The 18374-nt window shown below is 66.3% G+C and carries 21 protein-coding genes; 8 read left to right on the top strand and 13 right to left on the bottom strand.

Annotated features, from left to right (window positions below):
- Positions 1 to 115 precede the first annotated feature (115 nt).
- From AABA51_RS08975 to gap, 5 genes are all read right to left on the bottom strand, one after another.
- Entirely contained in the window at positions 116 to 259 is a 144-nt protein-coding gene (locus AABA51_RS08975) for a hypothetical protein (RefSeq protein ID WP_338271419.1), read from the bottom strand.
- A gap of 66 nt (positions 260 to 325) precedes the next feature.
- Positions 326 to 847 carry a helix-turn-helix transcriptional regulator gene (locus AABA51_RS08970; RefSeq protein ID WP_338271418.1) on the bottom strand — a complete coding sequence of 174 codons (522 nt, stop codon included), beginning with the start codon at positions 845 to 847 and terminating at the stop codon, positions 326 to 328.
- A gap of 8 nt (positions 848 to 855) precedes the next feature.
- Complete coding sequence (locus AABA51_RS08965) at positions 856 to 1395, bottom strand: cytochrome b/b6 domain-containing protein (protein ID WP_338271417.1); 540 nt, start codon at positions 1393 to 1395, stop codon at positions 856 to 858.
- An 81-nt stretch (positions 1396 to 1476) separates the two neighbouring features.
- Positions 1477 to 1731, bottom strand: coding sequence for a PepSY domain-containing protein (locus tag AABA51_RS08960; protein WP_338271416.1), 255 nt, complete (start codon positions 1729 to 1731; stop codon positions 1477 to 1479).
- Between the two features lie 237 nt (positions 1732 to 1968).
- The gene (gap, locus tag AABA51_RS08955) at positions 1969 to 2973 is read right to left on the bottom strand and encodes a type I glyceraldehyde-3-phosphate dehydrogenase (protein WP_338271415.1); all 1005 of its coding nucleotides are present in this window, start codon (positions 2971 to 2973) and stop codon (positions 1969 to 1971) included.
- A 414-nt stretch (positions 2974 to 3387) separates the two neighbouring features.
- Between gap and rnd the strand changes: the two genes are divergently transcribed.
- On the top strand, positions 3388 to 4545 hold the full coding sequence (gene rnd, locus AABA51_RS08950) for a ribonuclease D (protein WP_338276502.1): 1158 nt from the start codon (positions 3388 to 3390) through the stop codon (positions 4543 to 4545).
- 17 nt (positions 4546 to 4562) lie between these two features.
- Here rnd and AABA51_RS08945 read toward each other — a convergent pair whose 3' ends face one another.
- A complete protein-coding gene (locus tag AABA51_RS08945; protein WP_338271414.1) occupies positions 4563 to 5009 on the bottom strand; it encodes a hypothetical protein in 447 nt (148 codons plus the stop codon).
- A 134-nt stretch (positions 5010 to 5143) separates the two neighbouring features.
- Here AABA51_RS08945 and AABA51_RS08940 point away from each other — a divergent pair, with 134 nt between their 5' ends.
- Positions 5144 to 5572 (top strand): SufE family protein, encoded by a 429-nt coding sequence (locus tag AABA51_RS08940; protein ID WP_338271413.1) that lies wholly within the window; start codon positions 5144 to 5146, stop codon positions 5570 to 5572.
- A gap of 29 nt (positions 5573 to 5601) precedes the next feature.
- Here the strand turns inward: AABA51_RS08940 and AABA51_RS08935 are convergent, their stop codons facing one another.
- The 6 genes from AABA51_RS08935 to AABA51_RS08910 all read right to left on the bottom strand — a co-directional run bounded on the left by AABA51_RS08935 (position 5602) and on the right by AABA51_RS08910 (position 10167).
- The gene (locus AABA51_RS08935) at positions 5602 to 6231 is read right to left on the bottom strand and encodes a DUF1638 domain-containing protein (RefSeq protein ID WP_338271412.1); all 630 of its coding nucleotides are present in this window, start codon (positions 6229 to 6231) and stop codon (positions 5602 to 5604) included.
- A 7-nt stretch (positions 6232 to 6238) separates the two neighbouring features.
- Positions 6239 to 7126 (bottom strand): EamA family transporter, encoded by an 888-nt coding sequence (locus AABA51_RS08930; RefSeq protein ID WP_338271411.1) that lies wholly within the window; start codon positions 7124 to 7126, stop codon positions 6239 to 6241.
- 76 nt (positions 7127 to 7202) lie between these two features.
- Positions 7203 to 7628 carry a GNAT family N-acetyltransferase gene (locus tag AABA51_RS08925; protein WP_338271410.1) on the bottom strand — a complete coding sequence of 142 codons (426 nt, stop codon included), beginning with the start codon at positions 7626 to 7628 and terminating at the stop codon, positions 7203 to 7205.
- Between the two features lie 173 nt (positions 7629 to 7801).
- On the bottom strand, positions 7802 to 8509 hold the full coding sequence (locus AABA51_RS08920; RefSeq protein ID WP_338271409.1) for a corrinoid protein: 708 nt from the start codon (positions 8507 to 8509) through the stop codon (positions 7802 to 7804).
- Between the two features lie 151 nt (positions 8510 to 8660).
- Entirely contained in the window at positions 8661 to 9680 is a 1020-nt protein-coding gene (gene bmt, locus AABA51_RS08915; protein ID WP_338271408.1) for a betaine--homocysteine S-methyltransferase, read from the bottom strand.
- Between the two features lie 172 nt (positions 9681 to 9852).
- Positions 9853 to 10167, bottom strand: a complete 315-nt coding sequence (locus AABA51_RS08910; RefSeq protein ID WP_338271407.1) for a DUF1476 domain-containing protein — start codon at positions 10165 to 10167, stop codon at positions 9853 to 9855.
- A 175-nt stretch (positions 10168 to 10342) separates the two neighbouring features.
- Here AABA51_RS08910 and purC point away from each other — a divergent pair, with 175 nt between their 5' ends.
- From purC to AABA51_RS08885, 5 genes are read left to right on the top strand one after another with little or no spacing between them, the layout of a single operon-like run.
- On the top strand, positions 10343 to 11104 hold the full coding sequence (purC, locus tag AABA51_RS08905) for a phosphoribosylaminoimidazolesuccinocarboxamide synthase (RefSeq protein WP_277823314.1): 762 nt from the start codon (positions 10343 to 10345) through the stop codon (positions 11102 to 11104).
- Between the two features lie 60 nt (positions 11105 to 11164).
- Positions 11165 to 11398: a phosphoribosylformylglycinamidine synthase subunit PurS gene (gene purS / locus AABA51_RS08900; RefSeq protein WP_338271406.1), complete on the top strand. Its 234-nt coding sequence runs from the start codon at positions 11165 to 11167 to the stop codon at positions 11396 to 11398.
- Positions 11395 to 12063 carry a phosphoribosylformylglycinamidine synthase subunit PurQ gene (gene purQ, locus AABA51_RS08895; protein WP_338271405.1) on the top strand — a complete coding sequence of 223 codons (669 nt, stop codon included), beginning with the start codon at positions 11395 to 11397 and terminating at the stop codon, positions 12061 to 12063. Before purS ends, purQ begins: the two co-directional genes overlap by 4 nt.
- Before the next feature lie 49 nt (positions 12064 to 12112).
- Complete coding sequence (locus tag AABA51_RS08890; RefSeq protein ID WP_338271404.1) at positions 12113 to 13882, top strand: sensor histidine kinase; 1770 nt, start codon at positions 12113 to 12115, stop codon at positions 13880 to 13882.
- Positions 13883 to 13929: 47 nt separating this feature from the next.
- A complete protein-coding gene (locus AABA51_RS08885; RefSeq protein WP_338271403.1) occupies positions 13930 to 15246 on the top strand; it encodes a sigma-54-dependent transcriptional regulator in 1317 nt (438 codons plus the stop codon).
- A 197-nt stretch (positions 15247 to 15443) separates the two neighbouring features.
- On the opposite strand, the gene AABA51_RS08880 is transcribed toward AABA51_RS08885, so the two are convergent.
- Positions 15444 to 15641, bottom strand: coding sequence for a hypothetical protein (locus AABA51_RS08880; RefSeq protein WP_338271402.1), 198 nt, complete (start codon positions 15639 to 15641; stop codon positions 15444 to 15446).
- A 78-nt stretch (positions 15642 to 15719) separates the two neighbouring features.
- Here AABA51_RS08880 and AABA51_RS08875 point away from each other — a divergent pair, with 78 nt between their 5' ends.
- Entirely contained in the window at positions 15720 to 18341 is a 2622-nt protein-coding gene (locus tag AABA51_RS08875) for a ribonuclease E/G (protein WP_338271401.1), read from the top strand.
- The last annotated feature ends 33 nt before the right edge of the window (positions 18342 to 18374 follow it).

The raw sequence follows: 18374 nt of genomic DNA, 5'->3' as shown, positions 1-18374 counted from the left end.
CGTGTCACCGTCAGCGGAGTGTTAGCCAGCGTCGCGGCACAGGGCAACGGGGGCCGGGGGCGGGCCGAGGGCCAAAGCGGTCATCTGCCCGGTTTTCGGGCAGGCCCGCGCAAGACTACCGCCAGAAGGCGAGCCAGTTCAAAAGCCCCGCAAAGCGCCGGGCGAGCGACAGCGACAGGTCCCAGTCGAAGATCGTGGCATCCACCATCAGGAATGCCGCGATGCACAGGACCAGAAAGATCGATGTTGCCGTGTTCATGGCCTACCCCTTGCGTCGGGGAGACCCTGCCACGGACAGGCGGCGGGGCAAAGGGGGCAAAGGCGGTCAGCCGCCCGCCGGAAGCGCCTGGGGCAGGGGGGCGGGATCGGGGCTGTCCATCAGATCCTCGATCAGCAGGCTCAGCAATTCGCCCCGGTTCGTCACCCCGGCCTTGCGGTAGATGGCGTTGAGATGGCTTTTCACCGTCCCTTCGGCCGAGCCGCGCAGGCGGGCAATCTCGGCGATGGGCAGACCCTTGACCGTGAACCATGCCACGTCGTGTTCCGATGCGGTCAGGCCCCATTTGCGGAAATGCGCCTCGATCACGTCATGAAGGGCGCTGGCGGCCATCGACACCTGCCGTTCCAGATGCGCCTTGCGCGCCAGAAGCCGCAGGAGCACCCGGATTTCAAAGGCGATGCCCGCGATCAGGCCCAGAACCGCCGCCGCCTCGACCCCGAAATGCCAGTCGAGCGGCCAGAGCCGGGTCAATTCGCCCCCGTCGAGCACCACGTCGAAGAGAAACACCCCCGCACAGGCCGCCTGTGCGAGGATGAGCGCGGCCAGGGCCGCGGGGTTTTCGGACAAGCCACGCATCATTTCACGATCGTAGCATCGTCGGGCACCGACTTGACCCCCGAGATCATGGCTTGCGGCAAATTCACGCCGGTGCGGAAGGATTCCCAGATCACGGCGGCGATGTGGACGAGGACGGAAATCTCGGCCCAGCCCACGAGAACCTCGTGCGCTTCCTCGACCCATTCGACGCCCCAGAAGGCATTGGTGGTCATCATGTAGCCCGTCGCGCCGATCAGGAGGATGGTGAGGAGCAGGTTCAGGATCATCAAGGCCCCCAGCGGCGTGTGACCAAGGTAGACGCGGTGGCGACCGGTGGCGATGTCCTGCACCTGTTGCAGGGCGGCGCGGGGGCTGGGCAGGAAATCGGCGAAACGGGCGTGGCGCGGGCCGATCAGGCCCCAGATCAGCCGGGCGGCGATCAGGCCCACGACGGCATAGCCCACCCATTCGTGGAGCGTGCTTTCGTCATCGGTGAAGAGCGCATTGGCGGCGAAGCCCGCGACAAGCGCCCAGTGAAAGAGGCGGATGAACGGGTCCCAGACGGGGTGGCGGGTCATGGCTATCGTCCTTGGGGGTGTGGGTGATGGCGGGGGCGGCAGCTTGGGCCTGTCGCCCCCGCAAGCGGCGACGGGGAGGGATCAGTCGTCGCGCTGGGTCCGGACGATCTGCATGTCGGCGTTGATGTAGATCTCGTAGCGTTCGCCGTCTTTGAGCGCATAGGCTTCGAACATTCCGTCCTCGGTCTCGATCTGGCGGACTTCGTAGCCTTGCGCCTCAAGGAGGGTGCGGATGGCGGCCTGGGTGTCCTGGGGCACCTGCGCGTCGGGCGAGGCCATGGCGGTACCGGACAGGGCAAGTGTTGCGGCGAGGGTGGCGGCAAGAATGCGGGTCATTGTCGTATCTCCGATCATGGGGCGCGGCGGGATGCGGCGCCGTGACGAGAGGAGAGATGACCGCCGCCGCCCCGGCGCACCATTGGACCGGGGTTGGGTTTTGGGGATGCGAACCGGGGATGGAGGCATCTGCAACTGCGGTTCAGGGGGGATTTGCGCCAATTCCGCATAGAGAAAGGCCGTGCGCTGCCTCCCCGCAGCGCACGGCCTTCGCCCTTGTCGGATCGGCGCTGGCTATCAGTGCAAGAGACGCCCCATCGCGGCGGAGACATCGGCCATGCGGGCGGAGAAGCCCCATTCGTTGTCATACCATGCCAGCACCCGGACGGTGCGGCCGCCGACGACCTTGGTCTGGTCGGGGGCGAAGATGGAGGAATGGGTGGTGTGGTTGAAGTCGATCGAAACCTTGGGTTCCGGGTCATAGGCGAGGACCGAGCGCATGTGCCCTTCGGCGGCTTCGCGGATCACCTCGTTCACATCGGCGACGGTCACGTCGCGTTTCGCCTCGAAGGTCAAGTCGACGCAGGAGACATTGGGCGTGGGCACGCGCAGCGCCGTGCCGTCAAGACGGCCTTCGAGTTCGGGCAGAACCTCCTTGAGGGCCTTGGCCGCGCCGGTGGAGGTGGGGATCATCGCCATCGCGGCGGCGCGCGCGCGGTAGAGATCCTTGTGGCGGCGGTCGAGCGTGGGCTGGTCGCCGGTGTAGCTGTGGATCGTGGTCATGATCCCGCGTTCGATCCCGATGGCGTCGTTCAGGACCTTGGCCAGCGGTGCGAGGCAATTGGTGGTGCAGGAGCCGTTCGAGACCACATGGTGTTCGGCCAGCAATTCGCGGTGGTTCACGCCATAGACGATGGTCTTGTCCACGTTCTTGGCGGGGGCGGAGACGAGCACGCGCTTGGCCCCGCGCGTCAGGTGCACGGCGGCGGCGTCGCGGTTGTTGAATTGGCCGGTGCATTCGAGAACGACATCGCAGCCTTCCCAATCCAGTTCGGCGGGGTCGTAGGTGGAAAACACCTTCATCGGGCCGCGGCCAAGGTCCATCGTGTCGCCGTTCACGCGCACTTCGCCGGGGAAGCGGCCATGGACGCTGTCGTATTTCAGGAGATGGGCGTTGGTTTCGATCGGGCCGGTCGCGTTGATCTTGACCACCTGGACATCGTTGCGCGCGGCTTCGGTGATATGGGCCAGCGTGCAGCGCCCGATGCGGCCGAAACCGTTGATGCCGAGGGTGATGGTCATGGCGGTCTCCGTGATCTGTCGCGTCAGGTCTTGGGTGCGGCATACCGGAGCATACCCGCGGGGCCAAGGAAAAATGCGTTCCGTTTCGGTGTGCTAGCGTAACCGTTAGCGGAAACATCGCGGGTTTGCGCTAACAGGGGGCGCGGGGGTGGCGGGGCGCGCGGGGGGATTGGCCGCAGCGCGGAGGCGTCACGCGGCTTTGCGCCTCGTTCCCCTGCTTTACTTTGCTTTAATCATTTCGGGGCATGCTGGCGGCCGTGGGGCGGCGAGATCACCCTCGCGTCCTGCCAGCGGAGACACCCCCGGTCGCGGCGACCGTGGCCGGGGGGCGTTGCGCAGGCTCTTTTCAATCGGCCAAGCCTCGCCTATCACCGGCAGAGTTTTTCCCATGGCCGAGAAAAGATCCGACGCTTGATCCAGACGCTCACCACCACCGACGCGCTTGCCGCCTTTTGCGCCCGGGCCATGCAGGCCCCCTATGTCACGGTCGATACGGAATTCCTGCGCGAGCGGACCTATTTCGCGCAGCTCTGTCTTGTGCAGCTGGCGCTGCCGGGCACGGATGATGCCGATGCGGTGCTGGTCGACCCCTTGGCCGAGGGGCTGTCGCTGGAGCCCTTGTGGGAGCTGATGCGCGCGCCGGGCGTGGTCAAGGTGTTCCACGCCGCGCGGCAGGATCTGGAGATTTTCCACGTCGATGGCGGCGTGGTGCCCCGGCCCCTGTTTGACACGCAAGTGGCCGCCATGGTCTGCGGCTTTGGCGATCAGGTCGGCTACGAGACGCTGGTGCGCAAGATCGCGCGCGCGCCGCTCGACAAATCCTCGCGCTTTACCGATTGGTCGCGCCGGCCCTTGAGCGATGCGCAAAAGACCTATGCGCTGGCCGATGTCACCCATCTGCGCCAGATCTACGAGCATCTGGCCAAGCAATTGGAGCGCACGGGCCGCACCGCCTGGCTGGAGGAGGAGCTGGCTGCGCTGACGGATGCGTCAAGCTACGTGGTCGATCCGTCGGAGGCGTGGAAGCGGCTCAAGATCCGCACCAATTCGGGCAAGACGCTGGCCATCGCCCAAGAGCTGGCGGCGTTTCGCGAACGCTATGCGCAGGACAAGAACGTGCCGAGGAGCCGTGTCATCAAGGATGATGCGCTGCTGGAGCTGGCCTCGACCAAGCCGCGCAGCCTCAACGATCTGGGCAAGTCGCGGCTTTTGCTGCGCGATGCGCGCAAGGGCGATATCGCCGACGGGCTGATCGCCGCCGTGCAGCGCGGGTTGGACATGCCCGCCGACAAGCACCCCAAGGCGCTCGAGGGGCGGGATCGGTCGAACCTGAATTCGGCGCTGGCCGACCTGTTGCGGGTTCTCTTGAAGGCCAAGGCCGAGGAAGCGGGGGTGGCGGCCAAGCTCATCGCCTCGTCCTCGGATCTCGACGATATCGCCTGTGGCGACCATCAGGGGCTTTGGGCCACGGGATGGCGGCGCGAGGTGTTCGGCGAGGATGCGCTGCGGCTGCTGCGCGGTGAGGTGGCGCTGTCAGCCGAAGGCGAGCGGGTCAGGATCGTTCCGGTCTGAGACGCTGGGTCGCCGGGTCAGCGGCGGTTGACCGAGCGGCGGTTTTCCGCGCCGATCACGGTGATGGTGCGGATGCCGGCCAGGTCGAAATTGCTCAGCGATGCGGCCACGATCACTTCGCGCGACTGCGCCGTTCCTTCGCGCGTGGGGGTCAGGGGCGGGAAAACGCGGAATTCGTAGGTGATGCTGCTGCCCTCGCGCGCAACCTCGACCAGTTCGGCCTCCCAGTAGCCTTGCACGGGGGGGCGGCCGATGGCGCGGACGATGGCGCCCTGCGCCGTGGCATCGACGGCGAGATCGACGACTTCGGGTACGAGGCGGCGCGCATCGGTGGGTTCGGCCACGGTTTCTGTCACGGCGATGCGTTCCTCGCGGTCGCCGCCGAACCAGTTGAACGGATTGAGACGGGTGCCGCAGGCTGCAAGGCTCAGGATCAGGGCCAGGGCGAGGGTTGCGCGCAGCATCTTGTGTCTCCGTCGGGTCGTGTCCGTGTCTTGGGTAGCGCATGGGCGGCGCGAAGGAAAGCGCCTCTGGACGGGGCGATGCCATGGGCCTAGGTCAGGGGCGGAACCGCCACAGACTGCCCGGAGAGATGCCCATGGCCAGCCCCGCCTTCGAGGAGATCGCCGAAACCTTCGAGTTTCTGGACGATTGGGAAGACCGCTATCGTCATGTGATCGAATTGGGCAAGGCGATGGACCCGCTGGAGGAGGCGGTGAAAGTGCCCGCCACCAAGGTGGAGGGCTGCGCGAGCCAGGTCTGGATCCTGCCCCAGATCGAGGGCGAGGGCGCAGGCGCGGTGTTCCGGTTCAGGGGCGACAGCGATGCGATGATCGTGCGCGGGCTGATCGCGGTTCTGCATGCGCTGTATGATGGGTTGAGCGCGGGCGAGGTGCTGAAGGTGGATGCGGGCGGCGAATTGGCGCGGCTGGGGTTGAACGATCACCTGTCCTCGCAACGCTCCAACGGGCTGCGCGCGATGGTCGAGCGGATCAGGCTTCTGGCGGCGGAGAAGGTTTCGGGCTGAGGGGGCGAAAACCTGCGTTTTCCGGTTGGTCAGAGGTTGCGGAGGGCGGTTTCCAGATCGCCGTAGCCGGTGAAGCGCCGCTCGAAGTCAAGCTTGAGGAATGCCGCGCAAGCCTTTGCTTTTTCGGTCAATTCCGGGTCGTCCGTCTGGGCCTGGTAGACCAGTTTCGTGTAATTGCCGAAATACATGTCGCGCAATTGCGGGTGGCGGTCGAGGCCCAAGGGCTTGGTGACGAAAGCGTCGAATTGGCGGACGAGGAAATCGGTCAGGTAGAAGGCCGTGATCTCGTCTCGGGCGGCAAAGGCGGTATTGCCCTCGAAAAAGCTGTAGCAATGCGGCCCTTGCAGCATGGAGACGCCCAAGCGCTCGCAGGTGGCCTGCAAAAGCCCGCCGGTGCCGCAATCGGCGTAAAGGACGAACACTTCCGCATAATCGGCGCGGCGCGCGGTGACGGCATCCTCCACCGCCTGGGGGATTTTCTGGGGGTGGTTGTGCAAGATCGCGGGCAGGCAATGCAGGTCGAGATGGTCCCAGGAATTGGCGGATTTGAGGTCGAGCACCTCGCGCGCGAGCGCCCCGCAGCCGATCAGGAGGATGCGGCCCCGCCCCTCGGGGGGCAGGCCCGTGTCGGTGAGGATTTGGTCGTCGATCCCTGTCATGGCGCGATCATGGCGCGGGCGGGGGCGCGCGCCTAGCCCTGCGTGCGGCATGGCGGGGGCCAAGAACGGCAAGGGCAAGGCCCGTCAGGACAAGAAGGCCGGCCAGGGTTTCGCCCAAGGTGATCCTTTCGCCCAGAACGAGGGCCGCCGTCGCCATGCCCACGAGCGGGATCAAGAGCGCGAAAGGGGTCACAAGCGCTGCAGGGTGGCGGGACATGAGCGTGCCCCAGATCGAATAGCCCACCACGGTCGAGGCGATGGCCACATAGGCCACGGCCCCCCATCCCGCCGGGCTGAGGGCGGCGATCGTGGCAAGGGGGGCGGGCCCCTCGGTCAGAAGCGACAGGCAGAGCATCGGCAGGGGCGGCACAAGGCTGCCCCAGACGAACAGCGGCAGCATCCTGACACCGGGCAGGCGGCGCAGGACAAGGTTGCCGATGGCCCAGCTGAGCGCGCCGCACAGGATCAGGCCCAGCCCCAGAAGCGTGATGTTGCCCCCCGCCACCATGCCGATCCCGCCCAGCCCCAGCACCGCCAGCGCGATGCCCGCGCCCTGCACCAGCGTGATGCGTTCGCCATAGACCGCCCAGGCCAGAAGGATGGTCAGGGGAACCTGGCTCTGGATGATGAGAGAGGCGAGGCCCGCGCTGGCATCGGCGGCCATGGCCCCGAAGAGAAAGGCGAATTGCCCCATGTTGATCAGCGCGCCCACGGCAAGGATCGCGCCCCAGCCGGCGGGGCGGGGAAAGATCGCGATGAGCGGGATCAGGAGCGCGAATCGCAGCCCGACGAAGAGAAAGGGCGGAAGTTCGGCCAAGGCTATCTTCATCGCCGAGAAATTGGACCCCCAGGCGAGGATCACGACAGCCACGAGAAGAAGGTCACGGGGAGGCATCAGGCGGCTTTCATGGCGCGGCGAGGGGTCTGGCGCGGACCAGAGACAATGCCGGGCCAAAGCGCAAGGGGCAGGATCAGAGCGGGCATGAGACGAGGCCCGCGCCGGTGCCGGTGCGGGTCCATCGCAGGCTGTCCCAAAAGGCCGGAACGCCCGCATCCTCGGGCAGGGCCATGGCCGCGATCTCGTGGCAGCCGAGGCGGCGGGCATGGTCGGAGGCGGTCATCACAAGCCGCGTGCCGATGCCCAGCCGCCGCCATGGCGGGGCCACGGCAAGCCGGGTGATCCAGAAGCTGTCGGGCCGGTCGGGGCTGTGGTGGATCACGCCCGAACAGATGCCGATCATCAGGTCGCGGTCGACGGCCACCGCGATATGGAGGTGATCGGCGGCAAGGAACCGTTCCAGGAGATGCGCATCGACGGGCGCGTCGAACACCTGCTCGTGGACCTGCGCGAACAGGCCCGCGTCGATGCGGCGTGCGATGAAGACGGAAACGGCCATGCGCCAGCCTTAAAGCATGTTGCGCGAAAGCGGGAACAGGTTTTGTGCCGGGCGCCCATGCGAAATCAGACGCTTAGGGGAGGGCGCGTGACGGCGGATGGTGCCGTCAGGCCGGGGCGCGCATATCTTCCCCGGCCGGGGGCAAAGGCACCGGGCCGGGGAAGCCTGCGACGTCAGGCTTGCGCCGCCATCTGGTTGTGCTTGCGCAGCACGAATTCCTTGGCGGTTTCCACGGCCACGGCCGCATCGCGGCAATAGGCGTCGGCCCCGATGGCGCGGCCGAATTCCTCGTTCAGGGGGGCGCCGCCGACCAGCACGATGTAATCGTCGCGGATGCCCTTTTCCTTGAGGGTGTCGATCACGACCTTCATGTAGGGCATGGTCGTGGTCAGGAGCGCGGACATGCCGAGGATGTCGGGCTGTTCGCTTTCCAGCGCGCCGAGATAGCTTTCGACGGCATTGTTGATGCCGAGGTCGACCACCTCGAAGCCCGCGCCTTCCATCATCATGGCCACAAGGTTCTTGCCGATGTCGTGGATATCGCCCTTGACCGTGCCGATGACCATCTTGCCGATGCGCGGCGCGCCGGTTTCGACCAGCAGCGGCTTGAGGATCGCCATGCCGCCCTTCATCGCATTGGCGGCCATCAGAACCTCGGGGACGAAGAGGATGCCGTCGCGGAAATCGTTGCCCACGATGGTCATGCCGCCGACGAGCGCCTTGGTCAGGATGTCATAGGGCGTCCAGCCGCGTTCGAGCAGGATGTTGACCGCTTCTTCGATCTCTTCCTTGAGGCCGTCGTAGAGGTCGTCGAACATCTGGCCGACAAGTTCTTCGTCGTCGAGTTCGGAAAGGATGATCTCGTCACTGTCGTCCGACATCTTGGCGTCTCCTGTCACCTGATGCGCGCGTGGTGCGCTGCTCGTAGCGGATGCGCGGGTCGCGCGCGGGTCTTGATTTCGTCCTAGTGGAATTCCGGCGGGCAGAATGCCGAAATGCGACATGGGCCAAGCGCGGCGCGACCCTGCGGGGTCAAGTACGGGTGCGGCGGCGTCCGCTGCGCTCGCGTGCGGCGGGGCCGTTGTCATCGGTGCCGTCCGAACCGGAGGAAAATCCGCCCAGTTCCGCAGTGATCTGGTCGAGGGTGGGGGCGGTGCCGCGCGGCGTTTCCTCGAGCGCGCGGCGCATCGCGCGCAGGTGGTCGGGCGTGGTGCCGCAGCAGCCGCCGATGATCGTCGCCCCCGCATCGCGCGCCATCACCGCGTAGCGCGCCATCAGCTCGGGCGTGCCGTCGTAATGGATGTGGCCGTCATGGTATTTGGGGATGCCTGCATTGCCCTTGGCGATCACGGGACGCTCGGACCCCGCGGCGCGGAAGCCCAGAACCGTGCGCAACAGGTCCGACGAGCCGACGCCGCAATTGGCCCCGTAGGCCAGCGGCGTGTGGGCCAGTTTTTCCACCAGCTCGGCCATGCCGGCGGAGGTCAGGCCCATCATCGTGCGGCCGGCCGTGTCGAAGCTCATCGTGCCGCACCAATCCATGCCCGCGAGCCCGCAGGCTTCGGCTGCGGCGGCATATTCCTCGGGCGCGCTGATGGTTTCGACCCAGAGCACATCGGCCCCGCCGTCGCGCAGGCCCTTGGCCTGTTCGAGGAACATCTCGACCGCGCGCTCATGGGTGAGGGGGCCCATCGGGGCCATGATCTCGCCCGTGGGGCCCATGGAGCCTGCGACGATCACGGGGCGGCCCGCCTTGTCGGCGACCTCGCGGCCGAGTTCGGCGGCGCGCTTGTTCAGCTCGTAGCAGCGATCCTCGGCATTGTGGAGCTTGAGGCGCGAGCGGGTGCCGCCAAAGGAATTGGTCAGGAAAATGTCCGAGCCCGCGTCGACCGCGCCCTGGTAGAGCGCGCGGATGCGGTCGGGGTGTTCGTCGTTCCACAGTTCCGGCGCATCGCCCGATTGCAGGCCCATGTTGAACAGCGTGGTTCCGGTCGCGCCATCGGCCAAAAGCCAGTCGCGGGTTTCCAGAAGCCGGGCAAGGGGGGATGTCATCGTGGTCTCCGTCGGATCATGCGCGCGAGGGTCATGTGACGGCTTGGCGCGTTATGAGCAAGGCGCAAAATCTGCAAGAAGGTTATGAGCGGCACTCATGTGCGAATGGAAAAGGCCCCGCCTTTGGGGGCGGGGCCTGTCCTGTCGGTCGCGCGTGTCGCGGGATGCGGCCTCAGACCTCGGTCATCAGCTGGGCCTTGGCCACGGCCAGAAGCTCGTCGTATTTCGCGCGCACCTCACCCTCGGGGATGCGGTCGCCCAGATCGCCCAGGACCTTGCGCATCACGTCCTCGTGGCCGGCTTCCTCGAAATCGGCCTTGACCACGGATTTGGCGTATTCCGCCGCTTCTTCGGCGGATTGGCCGAGGATCTCGGCCACCCAGAGGCCCATCAGCTTGTTGCGCCGCGCCTCGGCGCGGAACTGCATTTCCTGATCATGGGCGAATTTGGTCTCGAACGCGGCTTCGCGGTCGTCGAAAGTGGTCATGCGGAGCTCTCCGTCTGGTCATTGGCCTTTGGGCGTGATCTTACGACCCTGCGTCGGGGGGGTGCAAGCGCCGATGCCCGGCTTGCTTGCGACACAGCGCGCTTTGCCCTATAGGCGCGATCAGGAAGCGGGCGCGGGTGTTCGCACACCACCCCCAGACATGTCCGGAGACAGCATGGCACGTCGCAAGAAGGTCTATGAAGGCAAGGCCAAGATCCTCTATGAAGGCCCCGAACCCGGCACGCTGGTTCAGTATTTCAAGGATGACGCCACCGCCTTCAACGCGGAGAAGCGCGCCACCGTCGAAGGCAAGGGCGTGTTGAACAACCGCCTGTCGGAATTCTTCATGTCGGGGCTGAACGCGATCGGGGTGCCGACGCATTTCATCCGCCGCCTGAACATGCGCGAGCAGCTGATCCGCGCAGTCGAGATCATCCCGCTGGAAGTGGTCGTGCGCAATGTCGCGGCGGGCTCCATCTCCAAGCGGCTCGGGATCGAGGAAGGCACGGCGCTGCCGCGTCCCATCGTCGAATTCTATTTCAAGAATGACGAGCTGGGCGACCCGATGGTGTCGGAGGAGCATATCATCGCCTTTGGCTGGGCCACCCAGCAGGATCTCGATGACATGGTGAGCCTTGCGCTGAGGGTGAACGATTTCCTGTCGGGGTTGATGCTGGGGGTCGGCATCAAGCTCGTCGATTTCAAGATCGAGATCGGGCGGATCTGGGATGGCGATTACATGCGCCTGATCGTCGCCGACGAGATCAGCCCGGATTCGTGCAGGCTTTGGGACATCGAGACGGGCCAGAAGCTCGACAAGGACGTGTTCCGCCGTGATCTGGGCAATCTTGCCGATGCCTATACCGAGGTGGCCCGGCGTCTTGGCGTCATGCCGCAGCGCGAGACGGGCGTGACGAAGCCGACGCTGATCAACTGACGATGCGCCCGCGGCAGGCCGCGGCATGCATATTTTTGGAAAGATGAAGGGAAGCGGGCGATGAAGGCCACCGTGACCGTGATGTTGAAACAGGGCGTGCTGGACCCGCAGGGCGAGGCGGTGAAATCAGCGCTGGGGGCGCTGGGCTTCCAGGGCGTCGAGGGCGTGCGGCAGGGCAAGGTGATCGAGCTGGACCTGGCACCGGGCGCGACCGAGGCCGATGTGACGGCGATGTGCGAAAAGCTGCTCGCCAATACGGTCATCGAGAGCTACCGCGTGGAGATGCAGGGGTGAAGGCCGCCGTCATCGTCTTTCCCGGCTCGAATTGCGACCGCGACCTGGCGGTGGCGTTTCGCGCGGCGGGGTTCGAGACCACGATGGTCTGGCACAAGGATGGCGCGCTGCCCGAGGGGGTCGACGTGGTCGGCGTGCCGGGCGGGTTTTCCTATGGCGATTACCTGCGCTGCGGGGCCATTGCCGCGCAATCGCCGGTGATGCAGGCGGTCAGCGCCCATGCCGCGCGCGGCGGTCATGTGCTGGGGATCTGCAACGGGTTCCAGGTCCTGTGCGAGACGCGGCTTCTGCCCGGTGCGCTGATGCGCAATGCGGGGCTGAAATTCGTCTGCAAGATGCAGCGCCTGAGCGTGGGCACGGCCGACAGCGCCTTTACCGCCGGATATGCGGCGGGGCAGGAGGTGGTCTATCCGATCGCCCATCACGACGGCAATTACGTCGCGGATGCGCAGACGCTGGCGGCCCTCGAGGCGGAAGACCGGATCGCGTTTCGCTATATCGGCAATCCCAACGGCGCGATGGGCGATATCGCGGGCATCCTGAGCCCCAACCGGCGTGTTCTGGGCCTGATGCCGCATCCCGAGCGGGTCATTGACGCGGGCCAGGGCGGCACGGATGGCGCGGTGATGTTCCGCACGCTGGCCGAGGCGCTGGTCGCGGCCTGAGCGGGCATTGCCCTTGAGCGCGGGGGCGGGCCCCTCTACCTTGGCGGCCATGAGCCTCGTGGACAGCCAGACCAGAGCCGACCGCAGCCTGCGCCGCAGGACCTGGGCCTTGCGCGGGCTTTTGGTCGTGTTCCTTGCGGGGGCCATCGCGGCGATCTGGGTCTCGAACACCTGGCTCACGCAGCGCTTCACCGAGACGACGCGCAACCGCGCCGAGATCCGGCTTGCGATCTATTCGGGCACGATCCAATCCGAATTGCAGCGCCATTCGGTGGTGCCGCTCCTGTTGGCGCGCGATCCGGTCCTGATGCGGGCGCTGGAGACGACCAGTTACCAGGACACGAGCGCGCGGCTGATTTCCTACGTGGATGAACTGGGTGCGGCCTCGCTCGTGCTTTTGGACCGCGACGGGCGGATCGTGGCGGCGACCGACCGCGAAAGGCTGGGGCAAAGGCGCACCTCGGACCCGTTCTTTGTCGAGGCGAGCCGGTCGGCCGATACGGTGTTCACCTCGAATGAACCCGAAACGGGCCGGTTCGATTTCACCTTTTCGCGCGCAGTGCGCACGCCCGACAACCGGCTTTTGGGGGTCATCCTGGTCGAGGTGGACCTGGCCCGGATCGTGGAGCGCTGGCGCGGCACGGCGGAGGCGGTGTTTCTGACCAACAGCCAGGGCGAGATCATCTTGTCCACCGAACCGCGCTGGCGGGGGCGCACGGAGGTCGAGGCGCTGGCGCTGCAGCCGCCGCAAAGTGCCATCCAGCGCGCGCTGCAGGCGACGGGCGATTTCGCCTTTGGCGAGGCGGAGCGGCGGTTTTTCGGCAGCGAGACGATCCGGCTGGAAAGCCGCATCCCGTTTCGCGGCTGGCGCATCGTGAGCTACACGGCCTTTGCCTCGGTGCGCGAGCGGGTCAACGCGGTCCTCGCGCTCGAGATCATGGGATTCGCCCTGATCCTTGCGGGCGGTTTCTACCTGATCAGCCGCCGCGCGCGGTTGCGGTCGGACAGGCTGGCGCGGGAATCGGCAGAGCTTCGCCGGCTGAACGGGCGCCTGCAGCGGGAAATCGCCGAGCGCCAGAGGGTCGAGAGGACGCTGGAGGAGGCCGAACAGAGCCTTGCGCAGAGCCAGAAACTGGCCGCCCTGGGCGAGATGTCGGCGGCCGTCAGCCACGAATTGAACCAGCCGCTCGCCGCGATGAAGACCTACCTGGCCGGCGCGCGGCTGCTGCTTCAACGCAAGCGGATCGAGGAGGCGGCGTCGAGTTTCCAGCGGATCGACGATCTGATCGACCGGATGGGCGCGATCACGCGGCAGCTGAAATCCTATGCCAGAAAGGGTGGCGACGCGCTGGAACCCGTCGATCTGCGGGATGCGCTGAAGGGCGCGCTCACCATGATGGAGCCGCAGTTGCGCACCACCAAGGTCGAGATCACGCGCAACCTGCCGCGCCAGCCGGTGATGGTGATGGCCGACCGGCTGCGGGTGGAACAGGTGATCATCAACCTGCTGCGCAACGCGCTCGATGCGATGCGGGATGTCGATCGGCGGGAACTGGACCTCCTGATCTCGGAGGGAGAGGAGGCGGTTCTGACGGTGCGGGACAACGGCAACGGGATTGACGATCTCGACGCCTTGTTCGAGCCATTCTACACCACGAAGAAACCCGGAGAGGGGGTGGGCCTTGGGCTGGCCATCTCGTCGGGGATCGTGGCCGATCTGGGCGGCAGGCTGACCGCGCGCAACGGGGAAACCGGCGGCGCGGTCTTCGAGATCCGCCTGCCCCGGATCGAGGGCGGCAGCGCCCGCGCGGCGCAGTAGGACCGGCCCGCAGCCATGCGGCCGGGCGAAGGAAAGGACGACGGGCGATGAAGATTGCGATCGTGGATGACGAGCAGGACATGCGGCAGTCGATCAGCCAGTGGTTGGCGCTCTCGGGGTTCGAGACCGAGACCTATGCCAGTGCCGAGGAGGCGCTGAAGGCCATCGGCCCCGATTGGCCGGGCGTGGTCGTGACCGACGTGAAGATGCCCGGCATGGACGGGATGGCCTTTCTCAAGCGGTTGATGGGGGTCGACAGCGGCCTGCCCGTGATCTTGATCACCGGACATGGCGATGTGCCCATGGCGGTCGAGGCGATGCGGATCGGGGCCTATGATTTCCTCGAAAAGCCGTTCAACCCCGACCGGATGAACGACCTGGCCAAGCGCGCGAGCCAGCAGCGCCGCCTGACGCTCGACAACCGGGCGCTGCGCCGCGAATTGAGCGACGGCACGGTCTTGATGCGCAAGCTGATCGGCACGAGCGGCGTGATGGAGCGTCTGCGCGAGGATATCCTCGACCTGGGGCAGGCCGATGGGCATGTGCTGATCGTGGGGGAAACCGGTACCGGCAAGACGCTGGTGGCCCATGCGCTGCATGCGGTGGGCCCGCGCGCGGGCAAGAGCTTCGTCACCACCTCTTGCGCGGCCCATGACGAGGCGACGCTGGCGGCGATGCTGTTCGGCCCGGTGGGCGAGGATCAGGACAAGCCCCTGATGGAACAGGCGCGCGGCGGCACCTTGGTGCTCGAGGATATCGAGAGCCTGCCGCAAGCGCTGCAGGCGCGGCTTTTGACGGCGATCAACGACCAGGGCACGCCCGCCGAGACGCGGATCGTCGCGATCTGCAACGCGCCCGAGCCCGAGATGTGCGAGGCGAGCCTGCGGCCCGACCTGTTCTACCGGCTGGCCGCGATGCGGATCGACCTGCCGCCCTTGCGCCAGCGGGGCGAGGATATCCTGACGCTCTTCACCCGCTTTGGCGAGCAATTCGCCGAGGAATACGGCACCGATGCGCCGCAGGTGACGGCCCAGGAAGCGGCCCAGCTGTTGCAGGCGCCCTGGCCGGGCAATGTGCGCCAGCTCATCAACATCGCCGAACGCGCGATCTTGCAGCAGCGGCGGGGGTCGGGGTCCATCGCCTCGCTCCTGATGGCCGACAATGCGGAAATCGCGCCGCAGCAGATCGGCGAGGGCAAGCCGCTCAAGGAATATGTCGAAGCCTTCGAGCGGATGCTGATCGACAACACGATGCGGCGCCATCGCGGGTCGATTTCCAACGTCATGGACGAATTGTGCCTGCCGCGCCGGACGCTGAACGAGAAGATGGCGAAATACGGGCTCAGCCGGTCCGATTACCTCTAAACCCGTGGTCTGGCGGGGCTTTTCGGTCCGGGCGCGGGGCGGGCGATCCGTGCCCCGGCCACGGGTCTTGCACGAATTGCCATTGCGTTTTGTCTCGTGCGCCCCTTAATGTGACGAAGCTGGCCTTTCGCCAGCCCAAACCGGTTTCTCTGCATCCCCCATCCGCGCCGGACACCGTGCGCGACAGGGAGCGCAGGTCACTCGGGCCGCAGGTGGCACAAAAACACCCCCGGCCCATCCCGAACCGCCCCTGCAACGGGGCAGAATTGGCCGAACCGGAACCGTCCGGCGCGGTCGGAGTCAGACGCGATGCACCGCTCGGGCGCAGACATGGTGAGACGGAACGGGGCCGACAGCCCCGCCGCAGCCGCGCCCCCGATGCTCGCCTTCATCATCTATCGTGACCGTTCTCCAACGCTCGGGTGGCTTGCGCCGCCGGGGCCGGGACGCGGGCTGTCACGGGCAAGGACACAATGGCAAAGACGATGCTCATCGATGCCACGCACCCGGAGGAAACCCGGGTCGTCGTGGCGGACGGACACAAGGTCGAGGAATTCGATTTCGAGTCGCTGAACAAGCGGCAACTGGCAGGAAACATCTATCTGGCAAAGGTCACGCGGGTCGAACCCTCGCTTCAGGCCGCCTTTGTCGATTACGGCGGAAACCGGCACGGGTTCCTCGCGTTTTCCGAAATTCACCCCGATTACTACCAGATCCCGGTCGCGGACCGCGAAGCGCTGCTCCGCGAGGAACGCGAATACGCCGAAGCCATGGCCGAAGAGGCCGAGGAAGACGCCAAGCCCAAGCGCGGCCGCAGGCCCCGCCGCCGCAAAGCGTCGGACACGGCTGCTGAGGCCGCGGGCAATGATGCCGTGACGACGGGCACCGCCTCGGGCGGGCCATCGGGCATGGATGTCGTCGATCTGGGCGATGACGAGGCCGAGGGCGACAGGCTCGAAGGTCTGTCTCCGATGGAGACGGTCGCCGAGACCCCGGTCGAGGAACCCGAAGACGCCGGGGCGGAGGATGCCGCGCAGGATCATGACCATGATCACGATCACGATCATGATCACGAGGGTGAGGGCGAGGCAGCCCCCGCCGCCGAAACGGTCGCCGATGACGACACCGAAGAGGACATCCGCCCGACCCGCAAGCCGCGCCCCCGGAAATACAAGATCCAGGAGGTCATCAAGGTCCGGCAGATCATGCTGGTGCAGGTCGTCAAGGAAGAGCGCGGCAACAAGGGTGCAGCGCTCACCACCTATCTGAGCCTTGCGGGCCGTTATTGCGTGCTCATGCCCAACACGGCGCGGGGCGGTGGCATCAGCCGCAAGATCACCAATGCCGCCGACCGCAAGAAGCTCAAGGAAATCGCGCAGGAAATCGACGTCCCGCAGGGTGCGGGCCTGATCATCCGCACGGCGGGCAGCCAGCGCACCAAGACCGAGATCAAGCGCGATTACGAATACCTGCAGCGCCAGTGGGAACAGATCCGCGATCTGACGCTGCGCTCCATCGCGCCGGCCCCGATCTACGAGGAAGGCGACCTGATCCACCGGTCGATCCGCGATCTTTATACCCGCGAGATCGAGGAGGTCCTGGTGGAAGGCGAGGCGGGCTATCGCCACGCCAAGGACTTCATGAAGATGATCATGCCGTCCCACGCCAAGAACGTGAAGCATTACACCGACCCCACGCCCTTGTTCGCCAAGCACAAGGTCGAGGGGTATCTGGCCGACATGTTCAACCCGACCGTGCAGCTGAAGTCGGGCGGCTATATCGTGATCGGCATCACCGAGGCGCTGGTTGCCATCGACGTGAACTCCGGCCGGGCCACCAAGGAAGGCTCGATCGAGGAGACGGCGCTCAAGACCAACCTCGAGGCCGCCGAGGAAGTGGCGCGCCAGGTCCGTCTGCGCGACCTTGCCGGTCTGATCGTCATCGATTTCATCGACATGGACGAGCGGCGCAACAACCTTGCCGTGGAAAAGCGGCTGAAGGACAAGCTCAAGACCGACCGCGCGCGCATCCAGGTGGGCCGCATCTCGGCCTTTGGTCTTCTGGAAATGTCGCGCCAGCGTCTGCGCCCCGGCATGCTGGAGGCCACGACCCAGCCCTGCAAGCATTGCCATGGCACGGGGCTGATCCGCTCCGATGACAGCCTTGCGCTGTCCATCCTGCGCCAGCTGGAGGAAGAGGGGCCGAAGGGTCGCGCCAAGGAGGTCAAGGTGACAGCGCCCGTCGCCATCGTGAACTACCTGATGAACGAAAAGCGCGAATACCTGGCCGCGATCGAGGCGCGCTACGGCATGGCGATAAGGGTCGAGGCCGACCCCGCCATGGTGCCGCCCGATTACCGGATCGAACGGTTCAAGACCGCGACACGCCGCATCGCGGCGGTCAGCCCCGTCGTGTCCATGGATGCGGCCCTGATGAATGATATCGACGAGGATGTCGTCGAGGTCGAGGATATCGAGGTCGAAGAGGACGAGGCGCAGGCTGTCGCCGCACCCGCCGCCGCGCGTGGCGAGGACGAGGAGCAGCCCAAGAAGAAGCGCCGCCGCCGTCGCGGTGGCCGTGGCCGTCGGAAGAAGACGGACGAGGCCGGGATGGAAGATGGGCGCGCCGAAGGCGATGACGAGGATGGCGAGGAGGACGAGGATCAGGGTGGCGAGGGCGATGCGCCTAAGGCCGAGCCCGAAGCCGTGGCCGAACCTGCGCCAGAGCCCGCGCCGGAGGCAGCTGTCGAAGCCGAGGTCGCGGCAGAGGCTGAACCGGTTGCCGAAGCCGTGACCGAGGAAGCGCCCGCCGAAAAGCCCAAGCGCACCCGCGCGCCTCGGACCCGCAAGACGCCCGCCAAGACGACCGCCAAGACGTCCAAGGCCAAGGCTGAGGCGGTTGAGGCCGCATCCGAGCCGGTTGCGGAGGCTGAGCCTGCTGCAGCCGCGCCTGCGGAAGCCGCGCCCGAGCCCGCTCCTGCGCCGGAACCGGAGCCTGTGGCCGAAGCCGCCCCGGCGGCGGTGGAGCCTGCACCCGCAGCAGCCCCTGACGAGCCGCCGAAGCCCAAGCGGCGCGGCTGGTGGCTGGGCAGCTGAACGCCTTGACAGCAAACAAAAAAGGCACCCCGC

This window comes from Roseicyclus marinus (genome assembly GCF_036322625.1).
Taxonomy (GTDB): Bacteria; Pseudomonadota; Alphaproteobacteria; order Rhodobacterales; family Rhodobacteraceae; genus Roseicyclus; species Roseicyclus marinus_A.
The sequence above is the reverse complement of the archived record's forward strand: the minus strand, read 5'-3'. Positions and strand labels throughout refer to the sequence as shown.

What these genes read in the sequence shown, in the direction of transcription:
- AABA51_RS08975 (WP_338271419.1), bottom strand. Translation starts at nt 259, where the DNA reads ATGAACACGGCAACATCGATCTTTCTGGTCCTGTGCATCGCGGCATTC.
- AABA51_RS08965 (WP_338271417.1), bottom strand. Translation starts at nt 1,395, where the DNA reads ATGACCCGCCACCCCGTCTGGGACCCGTTCATCCGCCTCTTTCACTGG.
- AABA51_RS08960 (WP_338271416.1), bottom strand. Translation starts at nt 1,731, where the DNA reads ATGACCCGCATTCTTGCCGCCACCCTCGCCGCAACACTTGCCCTGTCC.
- gap (WP_338271415.1), bottom strand. Translation starts at nt 2,973, where the DNA reads ATGACCATCACCCTCGGCATCAACGGTTTCGGCCGCATCGGGCGCTGC.
- AABA51_RS08945 (WP_338271414.1), bottom strand. Translation starts at nt 5,009, where the DNA reads ATGCTGCGCGCAACCCTCGCCCTGGCCCTGATCCTGAGCCTTGCAGCC.
- AABA51_RS08940 (WP_338271413.1), top strand. Translation starts at nt 5,144, where the DNA reads ATGGCCAGCCCCGCCTTCGAGGAGATCGCCGAAACCTTCGAGTTTCTG.
- AABA51_RS08935 (WP_338271412.1), bottom strand. Translation starts at nt 6,231, where the DNA reads ATGACAGGGATCGACGACCAAATCCTCACCGACACGGGCCTGCCCCCC.
- AABA51_RS08930 (WP_338271411.1), bottom strand. Translation starts at nt 7,126, where the DNA reads ATGCCTCCCCGTGACCTTCTTCTCGTGGCTGTCGTGATCCTCGCCTGG.
- AABA51_RS08925 (WP_338271410.1), bottom strand. Translation starts at nt 7,628, where the DNA reads ATGGCCGTTTCCGTCTTCATCGCACGCCGCATCGACGCGGGCCTGTTC.
- AABA51_RS08920 (WP_338271409.1), bottom strand. Translation starts at nt 8,509, where the DNA reads ATGTCGGACGACAGTGACGAGATCATCCTTTCCGAACTCGACGACGAA.
- bmt (WP_338271408.1), bottom strand. Translation starts at nt 9,680, where the DNA reads ATGACATCCCCCCTTGCCCGGCTTCTGGAAACCCGCGACTGGCTTTTG.
- AABA51_RS08910 (WP_338271407.1), bottom strand. Translation starts at nt 10,167, where the DNA reads ATGACCACTTTCGACGACCGCGAAGCCGCGTTCGAGACCAAATTCGCC.
- purC (WP_277823314.1), top strand. Translation starts at nt 10,343, where the DNA reads ATGGCACGTCGCAAGAAGGTCTATGAAGGCAAGGCCAAGATCCTCTAT.
- purS (WP_338271406.1), top strand. Translation starts at nt 11,165, where the DNA reads ATGAAGGCCACCGTGACCGTGATGTTGAAACAGGGCGTGCTGGACCCG.
- AABA51_RS08890 (WP_338271404.1), top strand. Translation starts at nt 12,113, where the DNA reads ATGAGCCTCGTGGACAGCCAGACCAGAGCCGACCGCAGCCTGCGCCGC.
- AABA51_RS08885 (WP_338271403.1), top strand. Translation starts at nt 13,930, where the DNA reads ATGAAGATTGCGATCGTGGATGACGAGCAGGACATGCGGCAGTCGATC.
- AABA51_RS08880 (WP_338271402.1), bottom strand. Translation starts at nt 15,641, where the DNA reads ATGATGAAGGCGAGCATCGGGGGCGCGGCTGCGGCGGGGCTGTCGGCC.
- AABA51_RS08875 (WP_338271401.1), top strand. Translation starts at nt 15,720, where the DNA reads ATGGCAAAGACGATGCTCATCGATGCCACGCACCCGGAGGAAACCCGG.